This is a genomic window from Rhizobium sp. BK289 (assembly GCF_014193575.1).
In the GTDB taxonomy this organism is placed as follows: Bacteria; Pseudomonadota; Alphaproteobacteria; order Rhizobiales; family Rhizobiaceae; genus Rhizobium; species Rhizobium tropici_C.
Genome location: NZ_JACHZO010000004.1, coordinates 327149 through 353193, shown reverse-complemented (window position 1 = coordinate 353193; position 26045 = coordinate 327149). Strand labels below are relative to the sequence as shown.

Annotated in this window: 26 protein-coding genes and 1 pseudogene; 18 read left to right on the top strand and 9 right to left on the bottom strand. The window is 58.2% G+C overall.

Annotated features, from left to right (window positions below; translation table 11 throughout):
- Nucleotides 1–142 precede the first annotated feature (142 nt).
- On the top strand, nt 143–364 hold the full coding sequence (locus tag FHT84_RS10085) for a hypothetical protein (protein ID WP_113248969.1): 222 nt from the start codon (nt 143–145) through the stop codon (nt 362–364).
- Between the two features lie 23 nt (nt 365–387).
- Here FHT84_RS10085 and FHT84_RS10080 read toward each other — a convergent pair whose 3' ends face one another.
- Nucleotides 388–993 (bottom strand): hypothetical protein, encoded by a 606-nt coding sequence (locus FHT84_RS10080; protein WP_246698506.1) that lies wholly within the window; start codon nt 991–993, stop codon nt 388–390.
- Nucleotides 994–1251: 258 nt separating this feature from the next.
- On the opposite strand from FHT84_RS10080, the pseudogene FHT84_RS31395 reads away from it, so the two are divergent.
- Nucleotides 1252–1490 (top strand): annotated as a pseudogene (locus FHT84_RS31395) (four-helix bundle copper-binding protein).
- Nucleotides 1491–1613: 123 nt separating this feature from the next.
- On the opposite strand, the gene FHT84_RS10075 reads toward FHT84_RS31395, so the two are convergent.
- Together FHT84_RS10075 and FHT84_RS10070 are read right to left on the bottom strand one after the other, a co-directional pair.
- Entirely contained in the window at nt 1614–2759 is a 1146-nt protein-coding gene (locus tag FHT84_RS10075) for a DNA topoisomerase IB (RefSeq protein WP_348647341.1), read from the bottom strand.
- Between the two features lie 13 nt (nt 2760–2772).
- Nucleotides 2773–2976 carry a hypothetical protein gene (locus tag FHT84_RS10070; protein ID WP_112345637.1) on the bottom strand — a complete coding sequence of 68 codons (204 nt, stop codon included), beginning with the start codon at nt 2974–2976 and terminating at the stop codon, nt 2773–2775.
- A 252-nt stretch (nt 2977–3228) separates the two neighbouring features.
- Between FHT84_RS10070 and FHT84_RS10065 the strand changes: the two genes are divergently transcribed.
- From FHT84_RS10065 to FHT84_RS10050, 4 genes are all read left to right on the top strand, one after another.
- Nucleotides 3229–5016, top strand: coding sequence for a thiamine pyrophosphate-requiring protein (locus FHT84_RS10065; RefSeq protein ID WP_183762028.1), 1788 nt, complete (start codon nt 3229–3231; stop codon nt 5014–5016).
- 210 nt (nt 5017–5226) lie between these two features.
- Nucleotides 5227–6081, top strand: coding sequence for a WcbI family polysaccharide biosynthesis putative acetyltransferase (locus FHT84_RS10060; protein ID WP_145644845.1), 855 nt, complete (start codon nt 5227–5229; stop codon nt 6079–6081).
- Nucleotides 6078–7142, top strand: coding sequence for a GSCFA domain-containing protein (locus FHT84_RS10055; RefSeq protein ID WP_145644846.1), 1065 nt, complete (start codon nt 6078–6080; stop codon nt 7140–7142). Before FHT84_RS10060 ends, FHT84_RS10055 begins: the two co-directional genes overlap by 4 nt.
- Nucleotides 7143–7200: 58 nt before the next feature.
- A complete protein-coding gene (locus FHT84_RS10050) occupies nt 7201–8967 on the top strand; it encodes a hypothetical protein (protein ID WP_183762025.1) in 1767 nt (588 codons plus the stop codon).
- A 247-nt stretch (nt 8968–9214) separates the two neighbouring features.
- Here the strand turns inward: FHT84_RS10050 and FHT84_RS10045 are convergent, their stop codons facing one another.
- The 3 genes from FHT84_RS10045 to FHT84_RS10035 all read right to left on the bottom strand — a co-directional run bounded on the left by FHT84_RS10045 (nt 9215) and on the right by FHT84_RS10035 (nt 12624).
- A complete protein-coding gene (locus tag FHT84_RS10045) occupies nt 9215–11308 on the bottom strand; it encodes a catalase (protein ID WP_169645412.1) in 2094 nt (697 codons plus the stop codon).
- Between the two features lie 98 nt (nt 11309–11406).
- Complete coding sequence (locus tag FHT84_RS10040; RefSeq protein ID WP_145644849.1) at nt 11407–11844, bottom strand: PPC domain-containing DNA-binding protein; 438 nt, start codon at nt 11842–11844, stop codon at nt 11407–11409.
- A 15-nt stretch (nt 11845–11859) separates the two neighbouring features.
- Nucleotides 11860–12624 carry an SDR family NAD(P)-dependent oxidoreductase gene (locus FHT84_RS10035; protein WP_145644851.1) on the bottom strand — a complete coding sequence of 255 codons (765 nt, stop codon included), beginning with the start codon at nt 12622–12624 and terminating at the stop codon, nt 11860–11862.
- Between the two features lie 192 nt (nt 12625–12816).
- On the opposite strand from FHT84_RS10035, the gene FHT84_RS10030 reads away from it, so the two are divergent.
- The 6 genes from FHT84_RS10030 to FHT84_RS10005 all read left to right on the top strand — a co-directional run bounded on the left by FHT84_RS10030 (nt 12817) and on the right by FHT84_RS10005 (nt 16444).
- Nucleotides 12817–13674: an SDR family oxidoreductase gene (locus tag FHT84_RS10030; protein WP_112345642.1), complete on the top strand. Its 858-nt coding sequence runs from the start codon at nt 12817–12819 to the stop codon at nt 13672–13674.
- A 154-nt stretch (nt 13675–13828) separates the two neighbouring features.
- Nucleotides 13829–13981 carry a hypothetical protein gene (locus tag FHT84_RS10025; RefSeq protein WP_169645411.1) on the top strand — a complete coding sequence of 51 codons (153 nt, stop codon included), beginning with the start codon at nt 13829–13831 and terminating at the stop codon, nt 13979–13981.
- Nucleotides 13982–14082: 101 nt separating this feature from the next.
- Complete coding sequence (locus FHT84_RS10020) at nt 14083–14265, top strand: hypothetical protein (RefSeq protein WP_112345643.1); 183 nt, start codon at nt 14083–14085, stop codon at nt 14263–14265.
- Nucleotides 14266–14274: 9 nt separating this feature from the next.
- A complete protein-coding gene (locus tag FHT84_RS10015) occupies nt 14275–14472 on the top strand; it encodes a hypothetical protein (protein ID WP_112345644.1) in 198 nt (65 codons plus the stop codon).
- Nucleotides 14473–14666: 194 nt separating this feature from the next.
- Complete coding sequence (locus FHT84_RS10010; protein ID WP_183762183.1) at nt 14667–15116, top strand: DUF2231 domain-containing protein; 450 nt, start codon at nt 14667–14669, stop codon at nt 15114–15116.
- Nucleotides 15113–16444 (top strand): sorbosone dehydrogenase family protein, encoded by a 1332-nt coding sequence (locus FHT84_RS10005; protein WP_183762022.1) that lies wholly within the window; start codon nt 15113–15115, stop codon nt 16442–16444. The genes FHT84_RS10010 and FHT84_RS10005 overlap by 4 nt, the downstream gene beginning before the upstream one ends.
- A gap of 96 nt (nt 16445–16540) precedes the next feature.
- Here the strand turns inward: FHT84_RS10005 and FHT84_RS10000 are convergent, their stop codons facing one another.
- From FHT84_RS10000 to FHT84_RS09990, 3 genes are all read right to left on the bottom strand, one after another.
- Entirely contained in the window at nt 16541–16978 is a 438-nt protein-coding gene (locus tag FHT84_RS10000; protein ID WP_183762020.1) for a CBS domain-containing protein, read from the bottom strand.
- A 112-nt stretch (nt 16979–17090) separates the two neighbouring features.
- Nucleotides 17091–17759: a BON domain-containing protein gene (locus FHT84_RS09995; protein ID WP_210278828.1), complete on the bottom strand. Its 669-nt coding sequence runs from the start codon at nt 17757–17759 to the stop codon at nt 17091–17093.
- 190 nt (nt 17760–17949) lie between these two features.
- Entirely contained in the window at nt 17950–18231 is a 282-nt protein-coding gene (locus FHT84_RS09990; RefSeq protein WP_113248957.1) for a hypothetical protein, read from the bottom strand.
- A gap of 217 nt (nt 18232–18448) precedes the next feature.
- On the opposite strand from FHT84_RS09990, the gene FHT84_RS09985 reads away from it, so the two are divergent.
- From FHT84_RS09985 to FHT84_RS09960, 6 genes are all read left to right on the top strand, one after another.
- Entirely contained in the window at nt 18449–18823 is a 375-nt protein-coding gene (locus FHT84_RS09985; RefSeq protein ID WP_112345650.1) for a hypothetical protein, read from the top strand.
- 501 nt (nt 18824–19324) lie between these two features.
- On the top strand, nt 19325–20806 hold the full coding sequence (locus tag FHT84_RS09980; RefSeq protein WP_183762016.1) for a M81 family metallopeptidase: 1482 nt from the start codon (nt 19325–19327) through the stop codon (nt 20804–20806).
- Between the two features lie 82 nt (nt 20807–20888).
- The gene (locus tag FHT84_RS09975) at nt 20889–22406 is read left to right on the top strand and encodes an ABC transporter substrate-binding protein (RefSeq protein ID WP_183762015.1); all 1518 of its coding nucleotides are present in this window, start codon (nt 20889–20891) and stop codon (nt 22404–22406) included.
- 21 nt (nt 22407–22427) lie between these two features.
- Nucleotides 22428–23369: an ABC transporter permease gene (locus FHT84_RS09970; protein WP_183762180.1), complete on the top strand. Its 942-nt coding sequence runs from the start codon at nt 22428–22430 to the stop codon at nt 23367–23369.
- Nucleotides 23366–24226: an ABC transporter permease gene (locus FHT84_RS09965; RefSeq protein ID WP_145644858.1), complete on the top strand. Its 861-nt coding sequence runs from the start codon at nt 23366–23368 to the stop codon at nt 24224–24226. The genes FHT84_RS09970 and FHT84_RS09965 overlap by 4 nt, the downstream gene beginning before the upstream one ends.
- Before the next feature lie 2 nt (nt 24227–24228).
- Nucleotides 24229–26031, top strand: coding sequence for an ABC transporter ATP-binding protein (locus tag FHT84_RS09960; protein ID WP_113248954.1), 1803 nt, complete (start codon nt 24229–24231; stop codon nt 26029–26031).
- Nucleotides 26032–26045 lie beyond the last annotated feature (14 nt).

Below are 26045 nucleotides of genomic sequence, written 5' to 3'. Positions count from 1 at the left end.
CGTCTGTCGGGCGTAGGCGTCTTGTCCCGGCGAGGCGAGCGAAAGACGGCGGGATCGAACGTCAGGGCTGCCGACCTCAATGCCGGCGGTTCTCAGCAGCGCTCATGCCGTGTCTGATGGTTTTTATAGAAAAGAGAACGCAATGATCCGGAAATCCCTGCAACCCCGAACCTATCCGCTGACGCCTGCAGAGCTTAAGCTTTGCCAGCGCGCCTTCGACGCCTTCCTCCTCGAGCGCGATGCCAAGCGCGATAGCGAAGAAGCGGAAGCCGCGGCAGCGCTGATCATAGAGCTGTATCAAAAGGGCATCCGCGATGAGAAGCAGCTCCTGCTTTTGGCGAAGGCGGCCGACATACGAGCCTGATGGCTTGCGGTCTCCGCTTGGCCTCATACGCGAGGCGGTGGAGCATAATGTATGGGATCACGATCCGGCGGATCGTAAAGACCGCGCTTCTCGTCAAATTGGTCCCAGCCGCTTTGGTGGTAGAATGCGCGGCGCGCTGCAACATCGATCCGCGGCACACGGTCGAGAATTTCATTTGCAAGCGGAAGCTGGGCCTGTCCGACACGGGCGATAACCAGTGCACCACCGCGGCGTACGCTTTCGGCGTAAACGTTGGCGTCGTCTTCCGAAATGCCTGAACCGGTTAAAGCTCCTATGATACCTCCCGTTGCGCCGCCGAGGACAGCACCGCCCGCAGCGCCGATCAGCGTCGTGATAAGCCAGCCTGCGGCGACGACGGGACCGATACCGGGAATCGCGATGGCGCCGAGACCGGCCAAAAGGCCGCCTGCGGCACCTGCCGCGGCTCCGATGCCGGAGCCCGTCGTCGCATCCGCCGCCGTCTGATTTTCTCCTTCGTCGATCCTGCGACCATCAAGCGTGCGGGAAATGATGGAGATGTCCTTCGGTGCAATTCCCGCATCCTCCAGCAGCTCGACGGCAAGCTTGGCATCGTAATAGTCATCGAAAAGTCCGGCGATCATCGGCATGAGCCATCTCCTTTCGTGTGGGAACGAGCGCCTGCGGATTTAACTATCTGAAAGACAACATGTTCCGCGCTTACGCCGCCAATTGAAGGCGCATCGAGTTCCCGGCGGCAGGGGAAAATCGGCTCCGCCACCGGTTCGACGGCATCCCCGAGCGGCTGGGCAAGAAAGTCGAGGAGAACGACGACGCAACTGGATTCCAGCGTACAGCAATGTGTCGAGGCTTGTCTGCGCTGTTACAGCCGCTGCCTTTCAACGGCCATGCTTCATTGCCTGGAGGCCGGCGGCAAGCACACGGAACCTGCCCATTTCCGCTTGATGATGTCCTGCGCGGAGATCTGCCAGGCCGCCGCATATTTCATGCTGATCGGCTCAAGTCATCATCCCCATCTATGCCGCGAATGTTCGGAGATCTGCCTTGAATGCGCCGATGATTGCGCGGGCATCGGCGGAATGGCGGATTGCAATGTGCCGAGAGCTGCCGGCAAATGGTGGCGTGAGAATCGAAATCGCGGCCGCCGCTTAAAAGCAATCCCCGGAAATGGGCAGCGGTTTTCCCTTCGGATTTGCGTCACAACAAAAGGATAGAGCGTTTTCGCGCTTCGAAGAAAAGCGGAAATACTTTAGTCTAATGTTTCCAGCCAGCGCAGCACCGCCAATTCGTCCTCATCCATCCATTTGAGAATGGCCGAGCTTTTTCGCACCCGCATTTTGGTGATCTCGGCTAGACGGCCACTGTCGAAATCCTCGAACACGCGAGGGTGGATGTAGGAGCTGCGACAGACGGCGCGCGTGTTCACCAATTTCGCGGCGACGCTGTCGATGACCTCATTGATTTGTCTTGCTCTTTCTCTTGCCGCTTCTGCCGGCTCGATCGCCGAAAGCGCTGTTGCCGCCATGCGTGTTGCGCCCCATATGCGGAATTGGCGCGAGCTGAAGTTGCAGCTCGTCGCTTCGCGAATATAGGCATTGACGTCCTGCGAGCGGATCGGATGGGTCAGCCCGTTTTCGTCCGCATATTGAAACAAATGCTGGCCGGGCAGTTCCTGAAGCATACGAATGGCGCGGATGATCCGCTTGTCGGCGACATCGAGGCGCCATTCCTTGCCGGACTTGCCCTTGAAGCGGAACTGCAGGCGCGATCCGATCGCTTTGACATGGCGGCCACGCAGCGTCGTCAAGCCATAGGAACCATTTTCAAGCGCGTAGGTCTCATTGCCGATACGGATGAAAAGGTTGTCCATCAGCGTGACCACCGTTGCGAGCGCCTTCGTCAAGCTCGGCTTGCGTCGCCGGAGGTCGGCGTCGACGCGCTTGCGAATGGCCGGCAGCGATCGTCCAAACTCAGCCAGTTGCGCAAATTTCTCGCTTTCGCGGATGGCGATCCAGCTTGGGTGATAACGATATTGCTTGCGCCCTCGGACATCGCGGCCGACCGCCTGCAGATGGCTCTTCGGATCCGGCGATATGATCACATCCGTATAGGCGGGAGGAATGGCGAGAGCGGATAGCCGCTCGAGCTCTGTCGGGTCGGTTATTCTTTGTCCCCGTGGATCATGGTAGACGAAGCCCGCGCCGCTTCTTTTACGGGTTATGCCCGTCTCAAGACCTGCCAGATAGACGATCTCTTCGTTTTCAGAGGCGGAACGATTGTCGATCTGCTTATCCGATTGATCTTTTGGGGTATGGTCCACCGAATCCCGCTCGAGGCGGCCTTCCACCATCGTTGCGTCTCCGGTTTCACCGGGGATAATGGTCTCCGTTTTCACCTGTGCACCGCCGTCAATCGTCGCCCTTCTGTTTCAATGCGTCGGAGACGCGGCGCTTGCGGGGATGGTCGATATTCTCGCCATGCGCATCGCGCGCTTTTTCTCCACCATCCTTGGCGGGAAGATATCCGGCCGGCTTCGATCCGGCCGGTCCCTCCCATCGCGGTGATTGGTCCGTGGTCCCAGGTGCGCCGTCGCGTGGCTGCTGATGTTTCATCGCGGTTTCCTTTCGGGCGGTTCGATGCGTCAGATCATCCCGACGTCTCGCTTTCGCCAATGAAACCGTCCGCGTGGCGCATTGTTCCTTTCGGCTTGGGCAAAGCTGGGCCGTTGGGTGATCGCACGGGGATCGTTCAGGCTCCATAGCGAACCGCCTATCTCCCGCTGTTTACGGGAACATAAGCGGGGTCCACTTGTTGGGCGCCATCCGCGTCGGGGAATGGCGACGCGCAACAAGCGGAGATAGATCATGGCAAAGACGGTTGGCGATTTCATCGTGCAGCGCCTCTACGATTGGGGCGTGCGGCGCATGTTCGGCTATCCGGGAGATGGCATCAACGGTCTTTTCGGTGCGTTGAATCGTGCCGAGGGAAAGATCGAGTTCATTCAGGCCCGTCATGAAGAGATGGCGGCTTTCATGGCATCGGCTTATGCGAAATTTTCCGGTGAATTGGGGGTCTGCATCGCGACCTCCGGTCCCGGTGCCACGCACCTCGTGACAGGTCTCTACGACGCGCGGCTCGATCATCAACCGGTCCTGGCACTGGTTGGCCAACAAGCCCGCAGTGCCATCGGCGGTCACTATCAACAGGAGGTCGATCTCGCCTCGCTCTTCAAGGATGTCGCTGGCAATTTTGTCCATCAGGCAGCCGCGCCCGCACAGATCCGACACCTGATCGATCGCGCCGTGCGTATCGCTCTTGCCAACAAGACCGTGACCGCCGTCATCCTGCCGAACGATCTGCAGGAAATGCCCTATGAAACACCGCCGCGCAAACATGGTTCCGTGATGTCGGGCATCGGCTATACGGCGCCGAGAACCGTGCCGCACGAAATCGATCTGACGCGTGCCGCCGAGGTCCTGAATGCAGGCAAGCGGGTGGCGATACTTGTCGGCGCCGGTGCGCTCGGTGCGACAGAGGAGGTGATCGCTGTTGCGGATCGCCTCGGCGCCGGCGCCGCCAAGGCGTTGCTCGGCAAGGCGGCGCTGCCTGATGATCTCGGCTGGGTCACGGGCTCGATCGGCCTTCTGGGAACCGAGCCCTCGTGGAACCTGATGCGCGATTGCGATACGCTGCTGGTGATCGGCTCCGGCTTTCCCTATTCGGAATTCCTTCCCGAAGAAGGCGATGCGCGCGGTGTTCAGATCGATATACGGCCGGACATGCTTTCCCTGCGCTATCCCATGGAGGTCAATCTGGTCGGCGATGCGCGCGAAACTCTCGAGGCGCTGCTGCCGCTCCTGACGCAGAAGCAGGATCTTTCCTGGCGCAAGAAGATCGAAGCCGATGTCGGCAAATGGTGGAGAACCCTCGAGATACGGGCGCATGTGGAGGCAAATCCCGTCAATCCGCAGCGCGTTGTCTGGGAGCTTTCGCCCCGCCTGCCCGATCGGGCGATCGTCACCAGCGATTCCGGCTCCTGCGCCAACTGGTATGCCCGGGATCTGCGCATGCGTCGCGGCATGATGGCTTCCCTGTCCGGCGGTCTCGCGTCCATGGGCGCGGCCGTTCCCTATGCGATCGCGGCCAAGATCGCTCATCCGGACAGGCCCGTCATTGCGCTCGTCGGTGACGGCGCGATGCAGATGAACAACATGGCCGAGCTGATCACCGCTGCAAAATATTGGCGAAACTGGCCCGATCCCCGGCTGGTGGTCTGCGTCTTCAACAATGAGGATCTCAACCAGGTGACCTGGGAACAGCGCGTCATGGAAGGCGATCCGAAATTCGATGCCTCCCAGCGCATCCCGGATGTTCCCTATCATCGTTTTGCCGATCTCATCGGCCTGCAGGGCATCTTTGTCGATCGCCCCGAGAGCCTTGGGGCCGCGTGGGATGAGGCGCTCGCCGCCGAACGTCCCGTCGTGCTCGAGGTCAAGACCGATCCGGAGGTGCCTCCCATTCCGCCGCATCTGACGTTCGAGCAGATGAGCAATCTCGCTGCCGCCTTGCTGAAGGGAGATCCGGAGGAAAGCGGCGTCATCAAGGGTACATTGAGGCAGGCCCTCAGTGCCATTCTCCCTGGCCGCAAATAGGCAAAACAACACCCGCCGAACAGCTTTGGAACGTTAGGAAGGTTTTTCGCAAAACGCTCAATGCCGTCGGCATTGATATAGACGGCTTGGTTCGTGACTATAATAATGAGGATACTCAACCTTTCTTTTCCTATCAAGGAACGGATGATTGGTAATCCCTCGACGGCGAAGAGCTAATACGTTGAAAGTTGGTTGGTCGGATATCATTGGATGGAAACTTGGCTTGTTATATCGAATTGCCAGACCTTCGGCCTCACGAATTCCCTGAAACTTCTAGGCCCTCGTTTCCATATCGAGGGGGTTGATATCTGGTCGTTCAGACATAATATCCAGAAGTATAAGCAGGAAGTTTCTCAGTATTTCAGGGTAATAGTCCATCCTCAATTGCAGGACGGCGAGTTTGATTTCACCGCAGCGCAAAACCTGGATTTCATTCCGTCGATCCATTTTGACGCTTACCATCCGGATATTTGCTACGCCTTCTCGAATGGTCCGCTCGAAGGTCCGATGGGTTCATACCATTCGATGATCGTTCTTGCGGCGTTCGAAGCCGGACTGGATCTGGAGACAACCCGTAAGTTATTTAACCGGGATATTTTCGAAAGAAGCGGGTTTTTCTCACGTTGGGAACAGGAGCGAACGCAGCTCTTCCAGAACTTTGCGAAGTATGATCTGGATATCTCAGCCTCGTTTGCGAAATGGTCCCGCGGCGATTCCTTCATGTATTCGGTGAATCACCCGAAGGTTCGTTGCATCTACGATATTGCTCATGCCTTTATGAAGCGTCTGGGTGTCGAAACCGCAGATGGCGAGGTCATACCAGCTGACAATCTCCTGAACGGACCATGCTATCCGGTCTATCCCGAAATTGCCGAGAGGCTGGGCGTCAAGGGCTCGTACCTTTTCAAGCTGCCGAATGACTACCGCCTCATCCCGCTCGAAAAGTTCATCGAATTGAGCTTTGCGGTCTATGCCGGTCTTCCGGCCGGCTCAATTCTGGTCGAGCGTGGAGTTCTCCAGCGCTACGAAATGGTCAAAGCCGCGATAGCTGAGGCAAGCAGATGACGAATCCCTATGCCGTTATCGAGAATTTCCAGCTTTGGCGCCGTTCGGTGGCCCGTATCGAAACGCATCTCTTCGATCCAGTTGTTGATCCCAAGTTTCGCCTCACGAAAACATCGAAGATTGCGACGGCCGGAAGCTGTTTCGCTCAGCACATTTCCCGACAGCTTCAACGAATAGGTTTTCATTATTTCGTTCCGGAGAAGGGCGAGCGATTGCCGGAGGAGGAACGTATCCGGCGGAATTTCAGTGTCTTTTCCGCTCGTTATGGAAATCTTTATACCGCCCGTCAGCTGTTGCAATTGTTCGAGGAGGCTTTCGAAGAGAGGAAGCCTGAGGAAAAGGCGTGGCTGCGCAAGGACGGCCGCTATGTCGACCCTTATCGGCCGCAGATCGAGCCGGATGGGTACGAAACAATGGAGGCTGTAACAGAGGCTCGCGGGCAACATCTCGCCGCTGTTCGCTCAGTTTTTGCGGATGCGGACGTGCTGGTTTTCACGCTCGGTCTTACAGAGGCTTGGCGGTCGAAGCTCGACGGCTCGGTATTTCCGCTGGCTCCAGGCGTCGTCGCCGGATCATTCGACCCGACGCGGCACGAGTTTGTCAATTTTAAGGTTGCGGATGTTGAGGCCGACCTTTCGACGTTCCTGAAGAAGCTCAAGCGGAAAAATCCCCAGATACAAGTCCTCCTGACCGTTTCGCCGGTGCCGCTGATCGCCACCTATGAGAAGAGAAACGTTCTCGTTTCGACGACATATAGCAAATCCGTTTTGCGGGTGGCCGCAGAGCAAATCGTGTCGGATTTCAGCTGGGTCGATTATTTTCCTTCCTACGAAATCATTACGGGTAGCTATGCCGGCGGTCTGTACTATGAAGACGATTATCGCGAGGTGAATTCGCTCGGTGTGGCACATGCTATGCGATGTTTCGTCGAGAATTATGCTGTCGATCCGACAGATCGAGTTCAGCGCGAAAATGAAAAGGCTTCTCTGATACAAACTCCAGAACCCTCACGTCGCGATATCATTTGCGACGAAGAGGCGATCGATTCCATACGGGGATAGCTGCACCCCGCCTCAGTTGCAACGAGGGGCCTTAGGCTTGCTTTTTAGGTAGGAGTGCATGTTCTTACGCATTCGAACGGGTATCCTTACTTTATTGCTCCTACTATCAGTGCAAGTGCAGGCTCAAGATTTGCCCATTGCGGCAAATACAGCAGCCCTGCAAGCCTTTCCATCAACAATGGCGTCGGCAGTATTGCGATTAGACGCAGCTTCTGGCGTTGGAGCTCCCCCACAATTTTTCACCTCTTCGCCATCTGCATGTTCCATCACCGGCGGTGACGTTGGCTCGCAAGTGCCTCCATCAGATGGCAAATGTTGGATAGCTCAGTACGGCGCCGCCGGCGCCGATCTTAGGCAATGGGGCTGCGTTGGAAATGGCACGGCAGACAATTCGGCCTGCGTACAGAAGGCGATTAATGCGATGCAAGGAGGATTGCTCCGCATCAGCGGTGGGCTGTTCCGTGTTAATTCGGCGCTGACATCTGCTGGTCAGATCGTGATCGAGGGTGATGCTGGCGGTGGAGGTATCTACAACGCCGGATGTTCAACGGGCCTTCGGGCGGGGCCTGCGAATTTCGATCTCCTCACGCTTCGTGGTGCGGGCTCTGTGTTGAGCAGGGTATGCATTGACTCGGTCAACGGTGCGACCAGCACAAGTGGGGCAGCTGTGGTGCTCCCGGTAGACGCCAACTCGGTTCGTTTAGAAGGCAATCAGATTAACGGGATTTGCTGGGCAATCGATGTTTCAGGAATAGGCTCTAGGCAAAATGTAGAATCGATCATCACCCAGAATACGATCACGATATTGAGCGATTCTCCTTTGTGTGGGGGCATACGGGTTGGGGTAAGCTCAACGAAGGCCAACACGGTCGATCTCAAATTGACCAATAATGCGGTATATTGCAACTATAAGCCGGGGACAGGACTCCTGGTTCTCGATGCCGGAGGAATTGTCTCGGAAGGCAACGTCTTCAGTTTCAATTGCGGCGTGGGAACAAAAATATTTCCGGGTGCAGAGCATGCGGTGGCTTGGTCATCATTCGCGGGAAGCGTTCTTGGCGACACGGACACTGCCAGTGGTTTGGTAATTGATACGGGCTCGAGCACTGCCACTGTGTTCGGAAACAGGTTTACAGGATCTTGGGCGTCAAACTCCAATAGCGACGCCGCCATTTTAATCCAAAATACGGCCAACGCGCTTAGTTTTTCCGGGATATATTTTGTTCAGCAGACCGTTTACGCAAGGAGCAATCTGCCGGCCATAAGAATTAAGGGAGGCCGCAATATCCACATCAGGGATAGCACCATTTGCTCTGCTGGTCCGTCATCCAGCAGCGGTATTATCTATGAAGGAAATGCGTCGAATATCATGATACAGAATAATAGGATTGGGCAATGCGATAACTATAACGGCGGGACCGTAGCTGCCGGAATAACTATATCGACGAGTAGTACTGACATAGGCATGGTCACCGGAAACGATTTTACCTTCACCGTGACGCCAATAAATTGGTCGCCAACAGCGAATTCCAACAATATCAGATTTATCGCTAACGATAATTTTGGGATAGACGACACGTTTTCAAGTCCTATTCCAACTGCTTCAGCCATCTCCGTACCCGTCAATCCAATTGCGATAGTGTCGGGTAATGGCACCATATCCTCGATAACGCCGGTTTATCAGGGAAGGCGCATAAAGATGATCGTTCAAGGCATCGTTAATTTCACAACTGGCGGAAATATCTGCACCGCTCGCACAACCTCATTCAATCAAACGGTCGAGGGAATATACAATCCATCATATAACTGCTGGTTTTTGCAGTAGAGAGAGCAGGGGAAAATGTGTGACAAGTTATGCCACCCCAGCTTTTCGGAGCAGCCACGACTGGCAGTGGCTTTGGAAGCGGAAGAAAAAGCGCGCCAAAATACAGGCTAACGAAATTTCCGATATGCCTCTCGGCTGGCTTTATGTAACCGGTGTTAGACGCACCTTTCGGCAAGCAGCCTAGCTAGTCGTCGGCCGCCGACTGTCGCCGAACGAAGGCCTTCCGGTAACATGAAGGCCTTACCGTTCAGGCGAGCATGCGCAATCCCGGCTCACGATTCCAATAGCGCTTGGCTGCAGCGCCCGGGAATGAGGCAAGGTCCACGACGCCGGCATCGGGCTGAATGCCCGCCTTGTCGAGAAGCGCTTTGGCTGGAGCGTCATGACCGATCGCCTTCAAATGCCCGAACGCGTCCATCACCCATTGCACGGCGGCCGCCTCCTTGGCGAGCGCAGCGGCACCCTCCTTGGAAAGGATGACGGCAACTGCGTCGAAGATCTGCGAAGGCGACCCGAGAAGTTGCCCGTCGGCTCTGATCGTGTTGCCGTCGGAAAGCTTCGTATCGCCGATCTTCGGCGCTACGAGGAAGGGCGTTGCCTTTGCCTCGTTCAACAGATCGACAAGATCGGAAACCGCTTTGGCGTCGCTTCCGGCGGCAATCAGTATGCCTATTTTTCGCCCCTCCAGGGTTTCTTTCATATTCCTGTGAATGGACAGAGCAGGGGATGCGTCGAGATCGATCGGTTCGCGCGCCGGGGCGTTCTTCTGAGGCATAACCAGACCGAGGCCGGCTGCAACGCGATTGGCAAGCCCGCTGTCGACATTCATCAGATTGCCGACCATGCGTGGAGGCACCTGCTCCAATTGCACCTTCGACAGTTCGAAGACGAATGCCGAGGCGATATGGGCTTGCTCCGACGGTGTCTGCGACTTCCAGAACAGACGGGCCTGGCTGTAGTGATCGGCAAAGAGTTCGCCGCGAATGCGAAACTTGTCGCCTTGCTCCGCCTCCCCAGCCTGATGCTCGTAGGTTTGAAAGCCGCTGACGGGGCATTCACGCGGGCCGCCGGCTTCGCCATCAGCGCCAAGGCTGTTGGGTTCGTAATTGGCCCGCCCTTTCGGCACTGCCATCTGCATCTGCCCGTCACGCTGAAAATTCATGACCGGACATTTTGGTGCATTGATCGGCAATTGATGGAAGTTGGCAGTGCCGAGACGGGATTTCTGCGTATCGAGATAACTGAACAGGCGCCCCTGCAGCAATGGATCGTTGGTGAAATCGACGCCTGGAACGATATTGGCAGGGCAGAATGCCACCTGTTCCGTTTCAGCGAAGAAATTATCCGGATTGCGGTCGAGGACCAGGCGCCCGACGATCTTCAGCGGCAATATCTCTTCAGGAATGATTTTCGTGGAATCGAGGACATCATAGGGAAGGCTCTCGGCAAAGGCATCGTCGAAGAGCTGCAATCCCAGTTCCCATTCCGGAAATTGCCCTGCCGCGATGGCTTCGAAAAGATCGCGGCGATGATAGTCGTTATCGGCGGCCTGCAGCTTGAGAGCTTCGTCCCACACCAGCGATTGGATGCCGAGCTTCGGTTTCCAGTGAAACTTCACGAAGGTGGATTTGCCGGCCTCGTTGACGAAGCGAAAAGTGTGGATGCCGAACCCCTGCATCATGCGGAAGGAGCGGGGAATGGCGCGGTCGGACATTGCCCACATCAGCATATGCGTCGATTCCGGCATCAGCGAGACAAAGTCCCAGAAGGTGTCGTGAGCGGTGGCAGCCTGCGGATAGGCCCTGTCGGCCTCCATTTTGACCGCATGCACCAGATCCGGAAATTTCAGCGCATCCTGGATGAAGAACACGGGGATATTGTTGCCGACGAGATCCCAATTACCCTGCTTGGTATAGAATTTCACGGCGAAGCCACGCACGTCCCGTGGCGTGTCGACCGATCCCGCTCCGCCGGCAACCGTGGAAAATCGTACGAAAACGGGTGTCTTCTCGCCCTTGCGCTGGAACAGATCGGCGCGGGTTATATCGGAAAGCGGTTCGTAAAGCTCGAAGAAGCCATGAGCCGCCGAACCCCTCGCATGAACGATCCTTTCGGGAATTCGCTCGTGGTCGAAATGGAAGATCTTTTCACGCAGAACGAAATCTTCCAGCAGCGTCGGCCCTCGCTTGCCCGATTTCAAGCTGTTCTGGTTGTCTGAAACCCGTATGCCTTGATTGGTCGTCAGATGATCGGCACCGTCATGCGGTCCTTTCGTCGCGATGTGCTGATGCGTCTCGCCGCCTTCACCGCGCGATGTTTCGAAATTCGTCTCGCTCGCCATAGTATTCTCCTTCCGCCGGATTCATGCTCGTGTCGGGTTCGGCAGGTCGAACCTTTGCCGATCGGCATTGTTCCGGCGCAGAGGTGCGGCAATAGGCTTCAGAGCTCGATCAGCGCGATGCCAAGATCCTTTTGGTGGCGGCGATGCAGATGGGCGGGCGTTTCGACGATGGTTGCTTCCAATGTCGGATGAACGATGCCGTTGAGGAAGTGGCCGCCGCGGGTCGAACCATCCTCCAGGCCGAGAACCGCGTGAAGATGCAGACTTGCCCTGCCGTCGTCGCCTGTGGCGATATCGCCGACCAGGCTCAGCACTTCGCATTGCTTCGGGACCGGGATCTCGCGGTAATTGCGATCTGCGAAATCGAACCAGCCGACCGTCGCCCTTTCAAACGCTCCGATGGCGGTGATCGAGGCCGCGGTCAGTTCCTGCTCCGTGGCGAATGCCGAGAGCGTTGCGAAGGCTTCCTCATTGGTATCGAGCACGACGATATAGGTATTCTGTCCGTTCTGGAGTTCGATTTTCTTGAAGTTCATGACACTTACCTCCGCTCAATCTTGCGCCGGCTGGCCATTGGAAGCCGAGACCCCGCCATCGACGGCAATATTGGCACCGGTGACGAAGCTCGCGTCGTCGCTCGCCAGAAAGGCGATGACGGCGGCGACTTCGTGCGGCTCGCAAACACGGCCGAGTGCAATGCGCTGCGTGAATTTAGCCACCAGCGCTTCGTCCTTGAGCATGTCCTTGGTCATGCCTGTTCGCGTCAGGCTCGGACACACCGAATTGACGCGGATTCCCTTCTTGCCAAGATCAAGTGCGAGCGCCCGGGTGAGATTGACAACACCGCCCTTGGCGGCGTTGTAGGGGCTCATTCCCCAGTCGCCTCCTGTCCCTGAAACGGATGCGGTGTTGATGATCGCACCTTTTGTTTTCTCAAGGTGCGGAATGGCGGCACGGCATCCGAAAAATACGCCATCGAGGTCGGTTGCCATCACATTGCGCCAACGCTCGTCGGAAATGTCGGCAGGTTCGCCCGCCTCGTGGACGCCTGCATTGTTGACGATGACATCAAGCCGGCCGAACCTGTCCACAACCGCCGACACCATCGCATCGACCGCGGCCGATTGCGAGACGTCCACGACCTGCGTCATGCTGCGCTCCGGCGGCAGGTCGGCAACGACCTTGCCCAGCGCCTCGGCATTGCGATCGACAAGGACGACACTGGCGCCTTCCTCCGAAAATCGCCGGGCGGTCGCTTCTCCCATCCCGGAAGCCGCGCCGGTCACGATGACAACCTTGTCCTTGAAACGATGCATTGAAATATCCTTTCGAGACGGATGAAGCGGATCATCCGGAATTGGTCTTGCGGTCAGAACTGCAAGGGGGCGCCAAGGTTCCTGGGCTGGATCGTCCGAGGATTTTGCCAATCGTGGAACCAGGCGCGAATGAGAGGGTTCGGAACGAGGAAATCCAGCGAGGACGAAACCACACAGAATTCGGAGACAATCATGGTTACCTATCCCAAGCCGCCATTCCCGTCGCAGCAGCAGCCGATGCCCGGTCATACGGTTGCCATGGATCCGGCACCGGATCATGGAGAAGAGAGCTATCGCGGATCGGAGAGACTTGCCGGCAAGAGGGCGATCATCACCGGCGGCGACAGCGGTATCGGTCGCGCGGTCGCAATCGCCTTCGCGCGCGAGGGTGCCGATATTCTGATCTCCTATCTCAGCGAAGATGACGATGCGCATGAGACCCGACGCTGGGTCGAGAAGGCGGGCCGAAAGGCGGTACTGGTCGCAGGCGATATCCAGGATCCCAAGCATTGCCGCCATATCGTCGACAAGGCCGTGGCCGAACTCGGCGGGATCGACATCCTCGTCAACAATGCCGCCCATCAGGCAAGCTTTCACGAGATCGGCGACATCAGCGACGAGGAGTGGGAATTGACGTTCAAGGTCAATATCCATGCCATGTTCTATCTGACCAAGGCGGCCGTGGCTCATATGAAGCCGGGCAGCGCCATCATCAATACGGCGTCGATCAATTCGGACAACCCGAATCCGACATTGCTCGCCTACGCCACCACCAAAGGCGCCATCCAGAATTTCACTGCCGGTCTGGCGCAGTTGCTCGCGGAAAAGGGCATTCGCGCCAATGCTGTCGCGCCTGGCCCCATCTGGACGCCGCTCATTCCTTCGACACTGCCGGAGGACGCCGTCAAGGATTTCGGGAAGCAGGTGCCAATGAAGCGGCCCGGGCAGCCGGTGGAACTCGCAACGACCTATGTCATGCTTGCCGACCCGCTTTCGAGCTATGTCTCCGGAACCACAGTCGCCGTTACGGGAGGCAAACCGTTGCTATGACGGTGGACCGTCGTTGCACGGACATGCGCCGCGCAACCTCGGTCATCCCGGGGGAACATTATGGATAGGACACGGGTTAGACCTTCGTCGGTCATATGATGCCGAGAAAATGACCGCGCCTGGTGCGCGGGCGAGAAGCTCGTGAGGAGGCCAAATGGACCGAGAGCCGCAAGCACGTCGCCGCATGATGATCTTCGTTGCGACGATTTTCGTTCTTGCCTGTGTCATCGCCGTCTTTTTCGCCTTCGAGTTCCATCCCGGCGAGCCGACTCCGCCTGGCGCCGCATCATCGTCCCAGGCGCAGTGACACGACCCGCTCCGCCATTCTCCAGGCTCGCACAGCTTCGCGATTTTCCGCTCGATGGATGTCGCAGCGGGTCTCACCAAGAGCAACGATAGGAGGACATGATGAACAGCAAACCACCACCCGTTCCCGAAGAAAACCGGAGCGATAAGGGCGTCGGCGATCACGCCAGACCGTCCGTATCCGATCCTCGCAGGCCTGACACGTCCGTCGATCCCGAGAAGAAGGGCCAGCAGGGAAACAGCAGGATCAACACCAGCCACCAGGGTCATCAACAGGATCGATAGGAGGTGCCAATGTCCACTTCGACCAAGACGCCGGCCAGTATCCGCCAGGGCGGCCCTGGCGCATCGCATGAAAATGCCAAGGCGCCATTGAATATTCCAAAGCCGCCTGCCGAGCCCGATCGGCGCGACCGCAGCAAGGTCTCCGGCGGTGGCGGAGAACGCGATCGTCATCATAGCCACGATCCCAAGCGGAAGGGCGGCAAGTAGAACAGCCTAAAGACTTTCCGCTTTTGCTGAAACCGAAAAGCTCGCCTGTGGCGGGCTTCAGCTTGAACGGCTGCGTCTCACGCTCCAGTTTTGGCTATGAGATTCCTCGGGAATCCGCCCTTTGCCGAGTCCGGAACAAAGCAGATCGGCGGAAGTTGGATAGCAATCTCTGCGGGAATATTGGAGACACCGCCATGGTCGTTCGAGATCTTCAGGTGACGCGTCATGCTTCATATCGCCCTTTTCACACTCTTCTCGTTCCAATTCCAATGGTCTGCTTCGCCGGCGCGTTGGCGACGGATCTCGCTTATTGGAAATCCGCCGAAATGATGTGGGCGGACACCTCCGCATGGTTGCTGGCGGTCGGGCTCTTGTTCGGCTTGGTCGCGATCGTCGCTGCGGCTGTCGATGCTTTCGCCGGGCGCCTTTCCTCGATGCAAGGGCGACTATGGCCTTATGTGATCTGCAACGCTCTTATCCTTGTCCTCTCATTCTTCAACGCGCTGATACATAGCCGGGATGCGTGGACTTCCGTCGTTCCCATGGGGCTCATCCTTTCCATCGTGACGGTCGTTTTCATCCTTTTCAGCGGCTGGATACGCTGGGCACTGATCGACTACGAAAACCCGGGAGTCGAACCATGATCTTCAAGACAAGTGAGACGATGGCCGCGGTCCTCGTCTTTGGCGCGATCTCCGTTCTTTCCGGCTGCAGTCAGAACGAAGAGGATCCGACCGGCCAGATCGGACCGAATCCGACGCTGCCGGCTCAAACGCAATATCTTTTTCCTCCAATGCATGTCGCCAAGGTCATCGGCTGGCAAAATGGCGAAAAGCCGCAGGTTGCACACGGATTGCAGATCAAGGCACTTGCGACGGGGTTGAAACACCCGCGTTCGATCTATGTGTTGCCGAATGGTGACGTTCTTGCAGTGGAATCCGTCGCGCCGCCCGAAGCTTCGATCAAGCGGCCGAAGGACCTCATCATGGGCTGGATCGAGGCAATGGCGACGTCCGCGGGCAGCAACGAAGGTAGCAACCGCATCACGCTATTGCGCGATGCCGATGGCGATGGTGTTGCCGAAACGAAGAGCGTCTTTCTCGACCATCTCAATTCTCCTTTCGGCGTCGCCCTCGTCGGCAGCGATCTCTATGTCGCAGAGACGGACAAGATCACGCGCTACCCATACAAGACCGGGGAGACAAGTATCCCCGAGCCCGGAACGAAGCTGACCGATTTACCGGGCGGCCCCATCGATCACCATTGGACCAAGAGCCTTGTGGCTAGTCCGGACGGATCGCTGCTTTACGCTGGTGTCGGGTCCAACAGCAACATCACGGAAAACGGCATTCAGGCCGAGGTGGACCGAGCTTCCATCTGGGAGGTCGATAGGGCTACGGGACGTCATCGCATTTTCGCGGATGGCCTCAGGAACCCGAACGGACTGTCCTGGGAACCCGAGACCCATGCCCTCTGGACCGTTGTCAACGAGCGCGACGAACTTGGCCCCAACCTCGTGCCGGATTATATGACCTCCGTGAAGGAGGGCGGTTTCTATGGATGGCCATACAGCTATTTCGGCAAGAATATCGATCCCCGTGTCATGCCGCAAAGGCCGGATCTGGTCGAGAAGGCGATCGTTCCCGATTACGCGCTGAGTTCGCACGTGGCGCCGCTCGGCATGGTTTTTTACACGGGCGCCAATCTGCCGGCGGCCTATCGCGGCGGCGCGTTCGTCGGCGAGCACGGGAGCTGGAATCGCTACCAATTCAACGGCTACAAGGTGATCTTCGTACCCTTCGCGGGCGGCCAGCCGAAAGGCGCTCCGCAAGATGTGGTGACCGGCTTTCTGAACGGCGCTAACGAGGCAAGAGGGCGGCCGGTGGGGCTTGCGGTTGACAATGCCGGCGCCCTTCTGATTGCCGACGATGTCGGCAACACGGTTTGGCGCGTTAGCGCCTCCGGGCCGTGATCCCTCTGCAACGTCCGGACATCATACGAAGCGATCGCCCGCCCCATTATCGGGATGGGCGATCGACAAGGCTTAAGAAATCGGCAACTCTTCCGATTAGACGCCGGTTTGCGAGTGTCTGCCGCCTGGTCGCGAAATGCCTGAAAGCGCTGATCCGGCCGCACCATCGCTGGCTTTCACAGCGATATCAGCCAAAGACAGTATGCCGACCAGGCGTTTGTCACGGCTGACCACGGGAAGGCGGCGAAGTTGCTGGTCGCCGAGATTTTGCATGACGTGATCGATCTCTTCGTCCTCGAAGCAGTATTTGATATCGAAGCTCATCACATCGGCAATCCTGGCGTCCGGTCCCTTGCCCCGGGCAATGGCGCGGATGGCGATATCCCGATCCGTGATGACGCCGACCAGGTGGTCATTATCGCGGATCGGAACCACGCCGGCATCGATATCCGCCATGATCAAAGCGGCATCCCGGATCGATTGGTCGGGACGCGCAATGCGTACGTCTCGTGTCATAGCTTCACTGACTTGCATGATGGACCTCCATTCTTCGTTAGCGCCATCGGACTTATTCGTCTGAAGCCGATGGCACGAGCCGGCGCCCATTTGGGCGTGGCCGAACTTGCGCGCGGACAGGCCCCCGATATCAGGTATCGAGGCCGCCGACGCTTTCTCCGGCTGTCTTGACCCGAAGGTTGTTTTGAACATGCGAGACGCCGAAAACGTCGTCGACTATGTCTTCGGCCACTCGCTTGTCCTGACGATTGAAGACGAAGCCCGCGAGGATAACTTCGCCGCCCGCAACCGAAACCTCGATCTCGGAAGCGTCGAGCGACGGCGCGTAGGTCAGCCGATCATTGACATCCTCCAGGATCCGTTCGTCGGCGCGCTTGTATCCTTTCGGCCCCTTGCCACGAAACTTGTCCATCTCGCGGCGGCGAGCGGCATCATCGTCGCCGAACCATGATGCGATTTCATCCCCTGCGCGATCCATGAAATCGCGTGAGGGCCGGCCGGAGGAACGGTCGAAATTAGCTTGTCGCGCATATCCCCTCTCGCGATCGTCGAATGAACGCTCGGGATAGGCGCGAAGGCTACGGCGATCGCCATAACCATAATCCGAATAGCCTAGATCGTCCGTCGTCCAGCTATCCCGGTCGTCGGCGGAGTAGCGATCCGATGCGCGGGAGGAATAGGGACGATCGAACTCCGAACCATATCGATCCCAGTCCGGATTATTCCGTTCGCGGCTGCCATAGTTGCGATCCCTGTTTCTGCGGTACCGATCATTGCCGTCTTCATAGCCATATGCCATGGGTCGTCCTCCTTGATATCTCGATTTGCTTTGCATTCTATCCAATGGCGAATGCGCCGACGTCGAATGGACCAGGTGCCAACCCGGTAGTCCTTCTTCTTTCTGTCGGCTCCGCCGGGCAGATCAGGATCGATGCGGATTCAGGTGCGGCGTTGTTGAGCACGTCGTCTGCTTTGACATGTCCGAGGACTTATTTGGCTTGGTTCCTCGCCGCACGGCTGACGAACTTGTTGAAACGGCTTTCCGCACCTGCTTCAGTCTTGTCCTGATAGAGAAATGCCAAGTCGCTTCGATCGAAGATCTCGAAAAACTGATCCCAGGAGATCTCTTCGAGAGTTTCCTCCGGCTCGCCGAAATCGATCCGCAACAATCCGCCGTTTCCTGTTCCCTTGACACGAGCCGGATGTCCATTGCGGGCCTCCGCCCAGCGGCGTATTTCCTCATGATCCGTCGTTGTCTTCGATGCGGTCATGATGACTGTCCTCCAGAGTTTCAGCTGTGGCTTTGACACTTCCCATGTGCATGCCGAACAAGTGCGTGAGGCGAATGTTCCCGGCCGGATCGGCTTCCTGGAAGATTTGGGCGGCCGAGGCGGCCCTCGATGCGCTGATGCGGAAGATGACGTAGCGGCCTTGCCTTTGCCGGTCGCGCTCTTAAGTGAATCCGTAGCGTATCCAATGGAGGTTCCGGTGTTCAAACATCTGGTTTTGCTTACCCTTACGCTGATCCCGACGGCCGCATTCGCGCAATCGACCGATCTCGAGGCAACCTGCAAGATGGTGGCCAAGAATTTCTTCCTGTCGGATGGGCTCTCGATCGGCGCGATCCAATCCTTTCCCGAGCTGAAGCCGCCGGGCGTGCGCATGGCTTATTCCACCCGGCAGGGAACGGCGCCATCTGAGATGAGTGATACGTTCGAATGCGAGTTCGACAGGACAGACAAGCCTCATAACCTTGCCAAGTTCTGCGTATCGAGCACCTGCTACACGGCCAACGACCAGGATGCCGACCGGAAACGACGGTTCGAGGAAATGCGCATTCTTTTGCAGAGAGCAGAAAAGTAAGCTTTATCTTACGGTCGAGGAGGATGGCAGACGCCTTCGCCAATGGTTGAGGCGTGGCCAGTCATGCCGTCGTCAGGACGACAAAATACTGCAACGGTGATCGGTAGACTGTTTCGCCATATTTTTCCGATGAACGAAGGCGCGCTTTTCATTCCGCAAGCGCTTCCTCGATCGAAGATGAAAGCCTCGCGACGTTTTTTATCAACGAAGAAAAAAAATTACAAATTCCCTTGAAAATATTCAAGTGGCGTTGACTTCCCGTATATTTAACGCATTATGATGAAAATAAATTACATAAGAACGACGAATGGGTGAACTTACGAACGGGGGCTAAATCTGTCGATGAAGTCGATGGCGGCTGCGGTCGACCTTTGATTTCACGGACGGTCATTCCAACACGGCGGCTTTGGCAGTCCCGGGCATCGCTCGAACGCAACGGGTGAGAGGGTTCGGTGCTGATCAGTTTCCGGCTCCGAAACTCTGTTTATTCGGGTAATAGGTATGCGCATTTTCACCGCCTCATTGGCGACTGAAACAAACACATTTTCTCCCGTTCCGACCGATATGAACGCCTTCAAGGCGGCATTTTATGCTGGACCGGGCGAGCATCCGGAAACGCCGACCCTTTGCTCCTCGGTTGTACCGATCCTGCGCCGACGCGCCAAAGCGGAAGGGTTCGTTGCTATCGAGGGGACCTCCTGCTGGGCGGAGCCGGCCGGGCTCATCCAACGTCAGACCTATGAGACGCTTCGCGACCAAATCCTTGCCGAACTGACCGCGGCGATGCCCGTCGATGCCGTCGTTCTCGGCCTCCATGGCGCGATGGCGGCTCAAGGCTATGACGATCCCGAAGGCGATTTGCTGTGCCGGGTGCGCGATATCGTCGGACCCGATGTGCTCGTCGCGGCGGAGTTTGATCCGCACAGCCATCTGACGGCACTGCGCGTCGCCAATCTCGATATCATGGCGGCCTTTCTCGAATTTCCGCATATCGATTTCGAAGAACGTGGGGAGCATGTCGTCGAACTGGCGCTTCGGACGCTCCGGGGCGAAATTAAGCCGGTCATCTCGACGTTCGATTGCCGCATGATCACCATCTTTCCGACGAGCCGCGAACCGATGCGATCCTTTGTCGACCGCCTGAAGGCGATGGAGGGCAGGGACGGCGTGCTCTCGATCTCCGTTATCCATGGCTTCATGGCCGGCGACCTGCCCGACATGGGTACGCGCATCATCGTCTTGACCGATGATGACAAGGTTAAGGGCGATGCCCTGGCCGCTTCACTTGGTCGCGAACTCTACGGCCTGCGCAAGGAAGCAGCCATGCCGATGTTCGATACCGAGGCAGGCCTCGATCGGGTGATAGCAATCCGCGCTGCGCATCCGGAGCTGCCGGTGACGATCGCCGATGTCTGGGACAATCCGGGCGGCGGCGTTGCCGGCGATGCAACGCATATTCTGCGGCGGATGATACAGCGCGGCCTGGATGACTTCGCCGTTGCGACGATCTGGGATCCGATCGCGGTGAGCTTCTGCCACGCGGCGGGCGAAGGGGCAGTGCTTAACCTGCGCGTCGGCGGCAAGTCGGGGCCGGAAGGGGGTGAGCCGCTTGATCTTCGGGTCACCGTGCAGCGGCTCTTCCATGCCGGCTGGCAGAGCTTCCGCAATAGCCGCGTCGTGCTTGGCAGCACCGCTGTCGTCCGTCCGGTCGGAACCAGTATCGACATCGTGCTGATCACCAGCCGAACGCAGACCTACGAGCCGGATATCTTCTCCAATCAAGGCGTCGATTTTGCGGAGAAGGCCTATCTGTTGGTCAAATCGACTAATCACTTCCATGCTGGTTTCGTGCCGGTGTCCTCCGAAATCGTCTACGTCGCCGCGCCGACCTCCTATCCAACGGATCCAGCAACGACACCCTATCGCAAGGCGCGCCTCGATCTGTGGCCGCGCATTCCCGATCCCTTGGGATTGGACGCATGAACCGTCAGCCGAGGGGAACCGGCCGCCGGCCATAAGAGCAACGAACTCGACCAGATACCAACGAAAATAGAAGGGGAATGAGATGAAGAAGAGCGCATTCGTTTTGATCACGCTGGCCATGCTTGCCGGTACAAGCAGCTTGGCGACCGCACAATCTTCTGATGGCGTCCTGACTGTCGCCACCATCGGTGAACTGCCGACGCTCGATGCGATGCAGACGCCGACCGACATCGTGCTGACCGTCGATCAGCATATTTTCGAGACGCTCTATACCTACGACGCCCAGTGGAAATCCGTTCCGCTGCTGGCGACGGCCATGCCGACGATTTCGGATGACGGTCTTACCTATCGCATCCCGCTGCGCGAAGGCGTCAAGTTCCATGATGGCAGTGACTTTGATTCCAAGGATGTCGTGGCTTCGCTGAAGCGCTGGATGAGTGTCAATTCCAAGGGCAAGCAGGTTGCCGGCATCGTCGATAGCCTGACGGCCGATGGTGATCATGCCGTCATCATCAAGCTGAAGTCGCGTTATGCGCCGCTATTGGCAACACTGTCGCAGTCTTCAATCATCCTTCCCTCGGAAAAGGTCGCCGATACGCTTACCGATTTCATCGGCACCGGCCCCTATATGCTGAAGGAGCGCAAGCCCGACCAGTACACCCAGCTTGTCCGCTTCGATGGCTACAAGTCCCCCGAGGGCGAACCGAACAACTATGCCGGCAAACGCGAAGCGATCGCCAAGGAAATCCGTTTCGTGCCCGTGCCGGACGCCAATACCCGCGTGGAAGGCCTGATTTCCGGACAGTTCGATTTTGCCGACTCCCTGCCGGTCAGCGCCTATGAGCGCGTCGAGAAGAGCGGCAACGCTAAACCCGTGATCTTCGAAAATACCGGATGGGTGTCGCTCAACATGAACATGAAGCAAGGTCTGTTTGTAAAGAAGCCCTTGCGCCAGGCCGTGCAGGCCGCGTTGAACTCTTCCGACATGATGCTAGCCGCCTTCAACGATCAGCGCTTCTTCAGCGTCGATGGCTCCTTCTTCCCGAAGGGATCGTTCTGGCACACCGATGCTGGCGTCGTTCGCTATGGTGAGGGTGATCCCGAAACGGCGGCCAAGCTGCTGAAGGATGCCGGATATGACGGCACACCGCTCAGGCTTTTGACGAGCCGGCAATATGAATTCCACTACAAGATCGGCGAGGTCGCCAAGGCCTATCTGGAAGCTGCCGGTTTCAAGGTGGACATGCAGGTCGTCGATTGGGCAACGCTGACGACCCGCCGTGCCGACCCGAAGGAATGGGATATCTTCATTACCCACTCCAACTTCCCCGGCGACCCCACAACGATCAACACGATCACGGACAGCTATCCCGGCTGGTACGTGTCCGACCAGAAGGCGAAGGCCGTCTCCGCCTATATGGACGCCACGAGCGACGATGCCAAGCAGAAGGCCTGGGAGGGCATCCAGACCGTGATCTACGATGACGCGCCGCTTTACAAGGTCGGCAACTTCAATGCCCTTTCGGGGATTTCCGCGTCGGTCACCGGCTATACGCCGACCTATTGGCCACATTTCTGGAACGTCACCCCGAAGAAATAAGGCTGGAAGCACATGGCAAAGATCGCCCAGGCGCTTTTGAGACGTCTCGGAGGCATGGTGATTGTGCTCGCGCTCGTCGTCACGGTCGTCTTCATCATCGTCCGGGTTACCCCGGGCGATCCGGCGGCCGTGATGCTGGGGGCCGATGCCACGCCGCAGGACATTGCGCAGCTGCGCGCCAAGATGGGGCTCGATGCGCCACTGCTCGTTCAATATGTCCAGTTCGTCCTGGGCCTGCTGAAGGGCGACCTCGGGCAATCGATCTTTCTCAATCAGCCGGTGACCCAGGCACTGGCCGCCCGCGCCGAGCCCACCTTCTTCCTGACGCTGTTCTCCATTCTGATCGCAACGGCGATCGCGCTTCCCGTCGGGATCATCTCGGCGGTCAAGCGCGGTACGCTCTTCGATCAGATCGTCGTTGTTCTGACCATGGTCGCCGCGAGTGTGCCGAGTTTCTGGCTCGGCCTGATGCTGATCCAGATCCTGGCCGTCGGCCAGGGCTGGTTTCCAGCCTCTGGATATGGCGGTCCGGACACCGGCTTCCTCGAGCGGCTGCACCATCTCATCCTGCCAGCCATTACTCTGGGTATCGTCAACTCCGCCATGATCACGCGGTTCACGCGCGCGGCTATGCTCGACGTGCTCGGCGATGACTATGTGCGCACCGCCCGCGCAAAGGGCGCGAGCGAACGCCGCGTCATCCTGAAGCATGGCCTGAAGAATGCGCTCATCCCGATCATCACCGTTATCGGCCTTTCCGTTGCGATGCTCGTCGCCGGCGCTGTCGTCACGGAGACCGTTTTCGGATTGCCCGGTGTCGGCAATCTGGTCGTATCAGCCGTCCTGCGGCGCGATTATCCGGTGATCCAGGGCGCGCTTTTGGTGGTGGCTGCCATCTATGTCCTCATCAATTTCGTCGTCGACATGCTCTATATTGTCGTCGATCCGAGGGTGCGCCCATGACCGCCAGCTCCCTCACGCTTCCATTTGCTGCAAGCCTTAGACGCCTCTTCGGCAATCGTGCCATGCTGCTCGGTGCCATCATCCTGCTTGTTGTCATCGTCGCCGCCATCCTGGCTCCCTGGATCGCCCCTTACGCGCCGAACAAGCTCTCGATCATCAACAAGCTGAAAGGACCATCGCAGGCTCATATCTTCGGTACCGACGAGTTCGGGCGCGACATCTTTTCGCGCGCGATCTTCGCGGGCCGCGTTTCGTTGCTGGTCAGTCTTGGTGTGGTGTGCATTTCGACGCTGCTTGGCGTGTTTCTTGGTGTCATTGCGGGGTATTTCCGCAAGTTCGATGCGCCGATCTCGCGCCTGCTTGATGCCATGATGTCGTTTCCCGACATTCTGCTTGCCATCGCATTGGTCGCGGCACTCGGGCCGTCGCTGGTGACTGTGATCCTGGCGCTTGGGATCACCTATGCGCCACGGCTGGCCCGTATCGTCCGAGGCTCCACCCTGGTCTTGCGGGAACTGCCCTATATCGAAGCGGCGATCGCCATGGGCCTGCCGACCTGGCAGATCCTGTGCCGCCACGTCCTGCTCAATCTGGCGTCACCCATTCTGGTGCAGGCCACCTTCGTCTTCGCCTCGGCGATGCTGGCCGAAGCAAGCCTCTCATTCCTCGGCGTCGGCGTGTCCTCCGATACTCCAACCTGGGGCACCATGCTCGCTTCCGGCCGGGAATTCATGAACAACGCGCCCTGGCTCATGGTCTTTCCGGGCCTTGCCATCGTCTTCTCGGTCCTGTCGCTGCAATTGCTCGGCGATGGCCTGCGCGATCTGGTCGATCCGCGTCTTGTGAAGGAGAGCTGATCATGACCGACATGACCTCCGCTACTCAACCTGTGCTCGCCATCGAGAACCTGACGACGTCGTTCAGGACAAGCGAGGGCTGGCGTGCCGTCATCCGCAATATCAACCTACAGGTCGGTGCCGGGGAAACCGTCGCTATCGTCGGTGAATCCGGCTCCGGCAAGAGCGTGACGGCCCTCTCGACGATGCGTCTTCTGCCCGTGGGCAAAGCGCGATGCGACGGCAGGATCCTGCTTGCGGGCAAGGATCTCCTGAAAGTTTCCGAGGCGGAGATGCGCAGGGTTCGCGGCGGCTCGATCGGCATGATCTTTCAGGAGCCGATGACCTCGCTCAATCCGGTGTTCACCATCGGCAACCAGATCGCAGAGGCGCTTGTGCTGCACCAGAACCTGTCCTGGCAGGCGGCCGAGGCCGAGGCTGTGCGGCTGATGGAGCGCGTGCGTATTCCGGCGGCCAAAACCCGGCTGAACGAATATCCGCACAAATTCTCCGGAGGCATGCGCCAGCGCGTGATGATTGCCATGGCGCTTGCCTGTCGGCCCCAGCTGCTGATCGCCGACGAGCCGACGACGGCGCTCGACGTCACGATCCAGGCGGAAATCCTTCACCTCGTTCGCGAGCTGCAACGCGAAGAGAACATGGCCGTGCTCTTCATCACGCATGACATGGGCGTCGTCGCTGAAATCGCCGACCGCACGGTCGTCATGTTTCGCGGCGAAATGATCGAGACCGGCCCGACGCGCGAGATTTTCGCCGCGCCGAAGGCTGTCTACACGAAATCGCTGCTTGCTTCCATTCCGCGGCTCGGCACGATGGGCAATGCCGTGGCTCCACGTCGCTTTCCGCAGGTCGATCCCGCGACCGGCGAGGCGTCGGACGGCCGCGAAATGCGCAGCGTTTCCGGAACGGTTGCACCAATTCTCAAGGTCGATGATCTTTCGGTGCGGTTCGACCTGCCCAATGGCCGCATCCATGCCGTTGAGGGCGTTTCGTTCGATCTGCGCCCCGGCGAAACCCTTTCGCTGGTCGGCGAATCCGGCTGCGGCAAATCGACGACCGGTCGCGCGATCATTCGGTTGATCAATCCAACCGCAGGCTCGGTTATGATCGATGGGCGGGACGTCACGGAAGCGAATACGCGCGAATTGCGTGCGATGCGTCGCACGTCGCAAATGATTTTCCAGGATCCGTTCGCATCGCTCAATCCGCGTATCACCATCGGCTCGGCAATCGCGGAGCCGATGCTTGCCCATGGCGTGATAGGCAGGCGCGAAGTGAAGGGGCGGGTCAGCGAGTTGCTCGAACAGGTCGGGCTGTCAGCGAAAATGGCCGACCGCCATCCGCACGAATTTTCCGGCGGCCAGCGCCAACGTATCTCGATCGCCCGGGCGCTGGCGCTCGATCCGAAATTCATCATTGCGGACGAGGCTGTCTCGGCGCTCGACGTATCGGTCAAGGCGCAGGTGTCCAACCTCTTGCTTGAGCTGCAGGAAGAGCGGCAGCTCGCCTATCTCTTCATCAGCCATGATATGGCGGTCGTGGAGCGCGTAAGCCATCGGGTCGCGGTCATGTATCTTGGAGAAATCGTCGAAATAGGCCCGCGTGCGGCGATCTTCGATAACCCGCAACATCCATACACGCGGCGGCTGATTTCGGCCGTGCCGATCCCGGATCCGTCGCGCCGTGGTCAGTTGGCGCCGCAGCCTTCAGATGAGATCAAGAGTGCGGTAAGGCCCCTCGATTACCAGCCGCCGAAACGGATCTACCGGGAGGTTTCTCCGGGGCATTTCGTGCAGGAAGCATAGCGACCGGCTCGCGA

What these genes read in the sequence shown, in the direction of transcription:
- FHT84_RS10085 (WP_113248969.1), top strand. Translation starts at nt 143, where the DNA reads ATGATCCGGAAATCCCTGCAACCCCGAACCTATCCGCTGACGCCTGCA.
- FHT84_RS10080 (WP_246698506.1), bottom strand. Translation starts at nt 993, where the DNA reads ATGCCGATGATCGCCGGACTTTTCGATGACTATTACGATGCCAAGCTT.
- FHT84_RS10070 (WP_112345637.1), bottom strand. Translation starts at nt 2,976, where the DNA reads ATGAAACATCAGCAGCCACGCGACGGCGCACCTGGGACCACGGACCAA.
- FHT84_RS10065 (WP_183762028.1), top strand. Translation starts at nt 3,229, where the DNA reads ATGGCAAAGACGGTTGGCGATTTCATCGTGCAGCGCCTCTACGATTGG.
- FHT84_RS10060 (WP_145644845.1), top strand. Translation starts at nt 5,227, where the DNA reads ATGGAAACTTGGCTTGTTATATCGAATTGCCAGACCTTCGGCCTCACG.
- FHT84_RS10055 (WP_145644846.1), top strand. Translation starts at nt 6,078, where the DNA reads ATGACGAATCCCTATGCCGTTATCGAGAATTTCCAGCTTTGGCGCCGT.
- FHT84_RS10050 (WP_183762025.1), top strand. Translation starts at nt 7,201, where the DNA reads ATGTTCTTACGCATTCGAACGGGTATCCTTACTTTATTGCTCCTACTA.
- FHT84_RS10045 (WP_169645412.1), bottom strand. Translation starts at nt 11,308, where the DNA reads ATGGCGAGCGAGACGAATTTCGAAACATCGCGCGGTGAAGGCGGCGAG.
- FHT84_RS10040 (WP_145644849.1), bottom strand. Translation starts at nt 11,844, where the DNA reads ATGAACTTCAAGAAAATCGAACTCCAGAACGGACAGAATACCTATATC.
- FHT84_RS10035 (WP_145644851.1), bottom strand. Translation starts at nt 12,624, where the DNA reads ATGCATCGTTTCAAGGACAAGGTTGTCATCGTGACCGGCGCGGCTTCC.
- FHT84_RS10030 (WP_112345642.1), top strand. Translation starts at nt 12,817, where the DNA reads ATGGTTACCTATCCCAAGCCGCCATTCCCGTCGCAGCAGCAGCCGATG.
- FHT84_RS10025 (WP_169645411.1), top strand. Translation starts at nt 13,829, where the DNA reads ATGGACCGAGAGCCGCAAGCACGTCGCCGCATGATGATCTTCGTTGCG.
- FHT84_RS10020 (WP_112345643.1), top strand. Translation starts at nt 14,083, where the DNA reads ATGAACAGCAAACCACCACCCGTTCCCGAAGAAAACCGGAGCGATAAG.
- FHT84_RS10015 (WP_112345644.1), top strand. Translation starts at nt 14,275, where the DNA reads ATGTCCACTTCGACCAAGACGCCGGCCAGTATCCGCCAGGGCGGCCCT.
- FHT84_RS10010 (WP_183762183.1), top strand. Translation starts at nt 14,667, where the DNA reads ATGGTCGTTCGAGATCTTCAGGTGACGCGTCATGCTTCATATCGCCCT.
- FHT84_RS10005 (WP_183762022.1), top strand. Translation starts at nt 15,113, where the DNA reads ATGATCTTCAAGACAAGTGAGACGATGGCCGCGGTCCTCGTCTTTGGC.
- FHT84_RS10000 (WP_183762020.1), bottom strand. Translation starts at nt 16,978, where the DNA reads ATGCAAGTCAGTGAAGCTATGACACGAGACGTACGCATTGCGCGTCCC.
- FHT84_RS09995 (WP_210278828.1), bottom strand. Translation starts at nt 17,759, where the DNA reads ATGGCATATGGCTATGAAGACGGCAATGATCGGTACCGCAGAAACAGG.
- FHT84_RS09990 (WP_113248957.1), bottom strand. Translation starts at nt 18,231, where the DNA reads ATGACCGCATCGAAGACAACGACGGATCATGAGGAAATACGCCGCTGG.
- FHT84_RS09980 (WP_183762016.1), top strand. Translation starts at nt 19,325, where the DNA reads ATGCGCATTTTCACCGCCTCATTGGCGACTGAAACAAACACATTTTCT.
- FHT84_RS09975 (WP_183762015.1), top strand. Translation starts at nt 20,889, where the DNA reads ATGAAGAAGAGCGCATTCGTTTTGATCACGCTGGCCATGCTTGCCGGT.
- FHT84_RS09965 (WP_145644858.1), top strand. Translation starts at nt 23,366, where the DNA reads ATGACCGCCAGCTCCCTCACGCTTCCATTTGCTGCAAGCCTTAGACGC.
- FHT84_RS09960 (WP_113248954.1), top strand. Translation starts at nt 24,229, where the DNA reads ATGACCGACATGACCTCCGCTACTCAACCTGTGCTCGCCATCGAGAAC.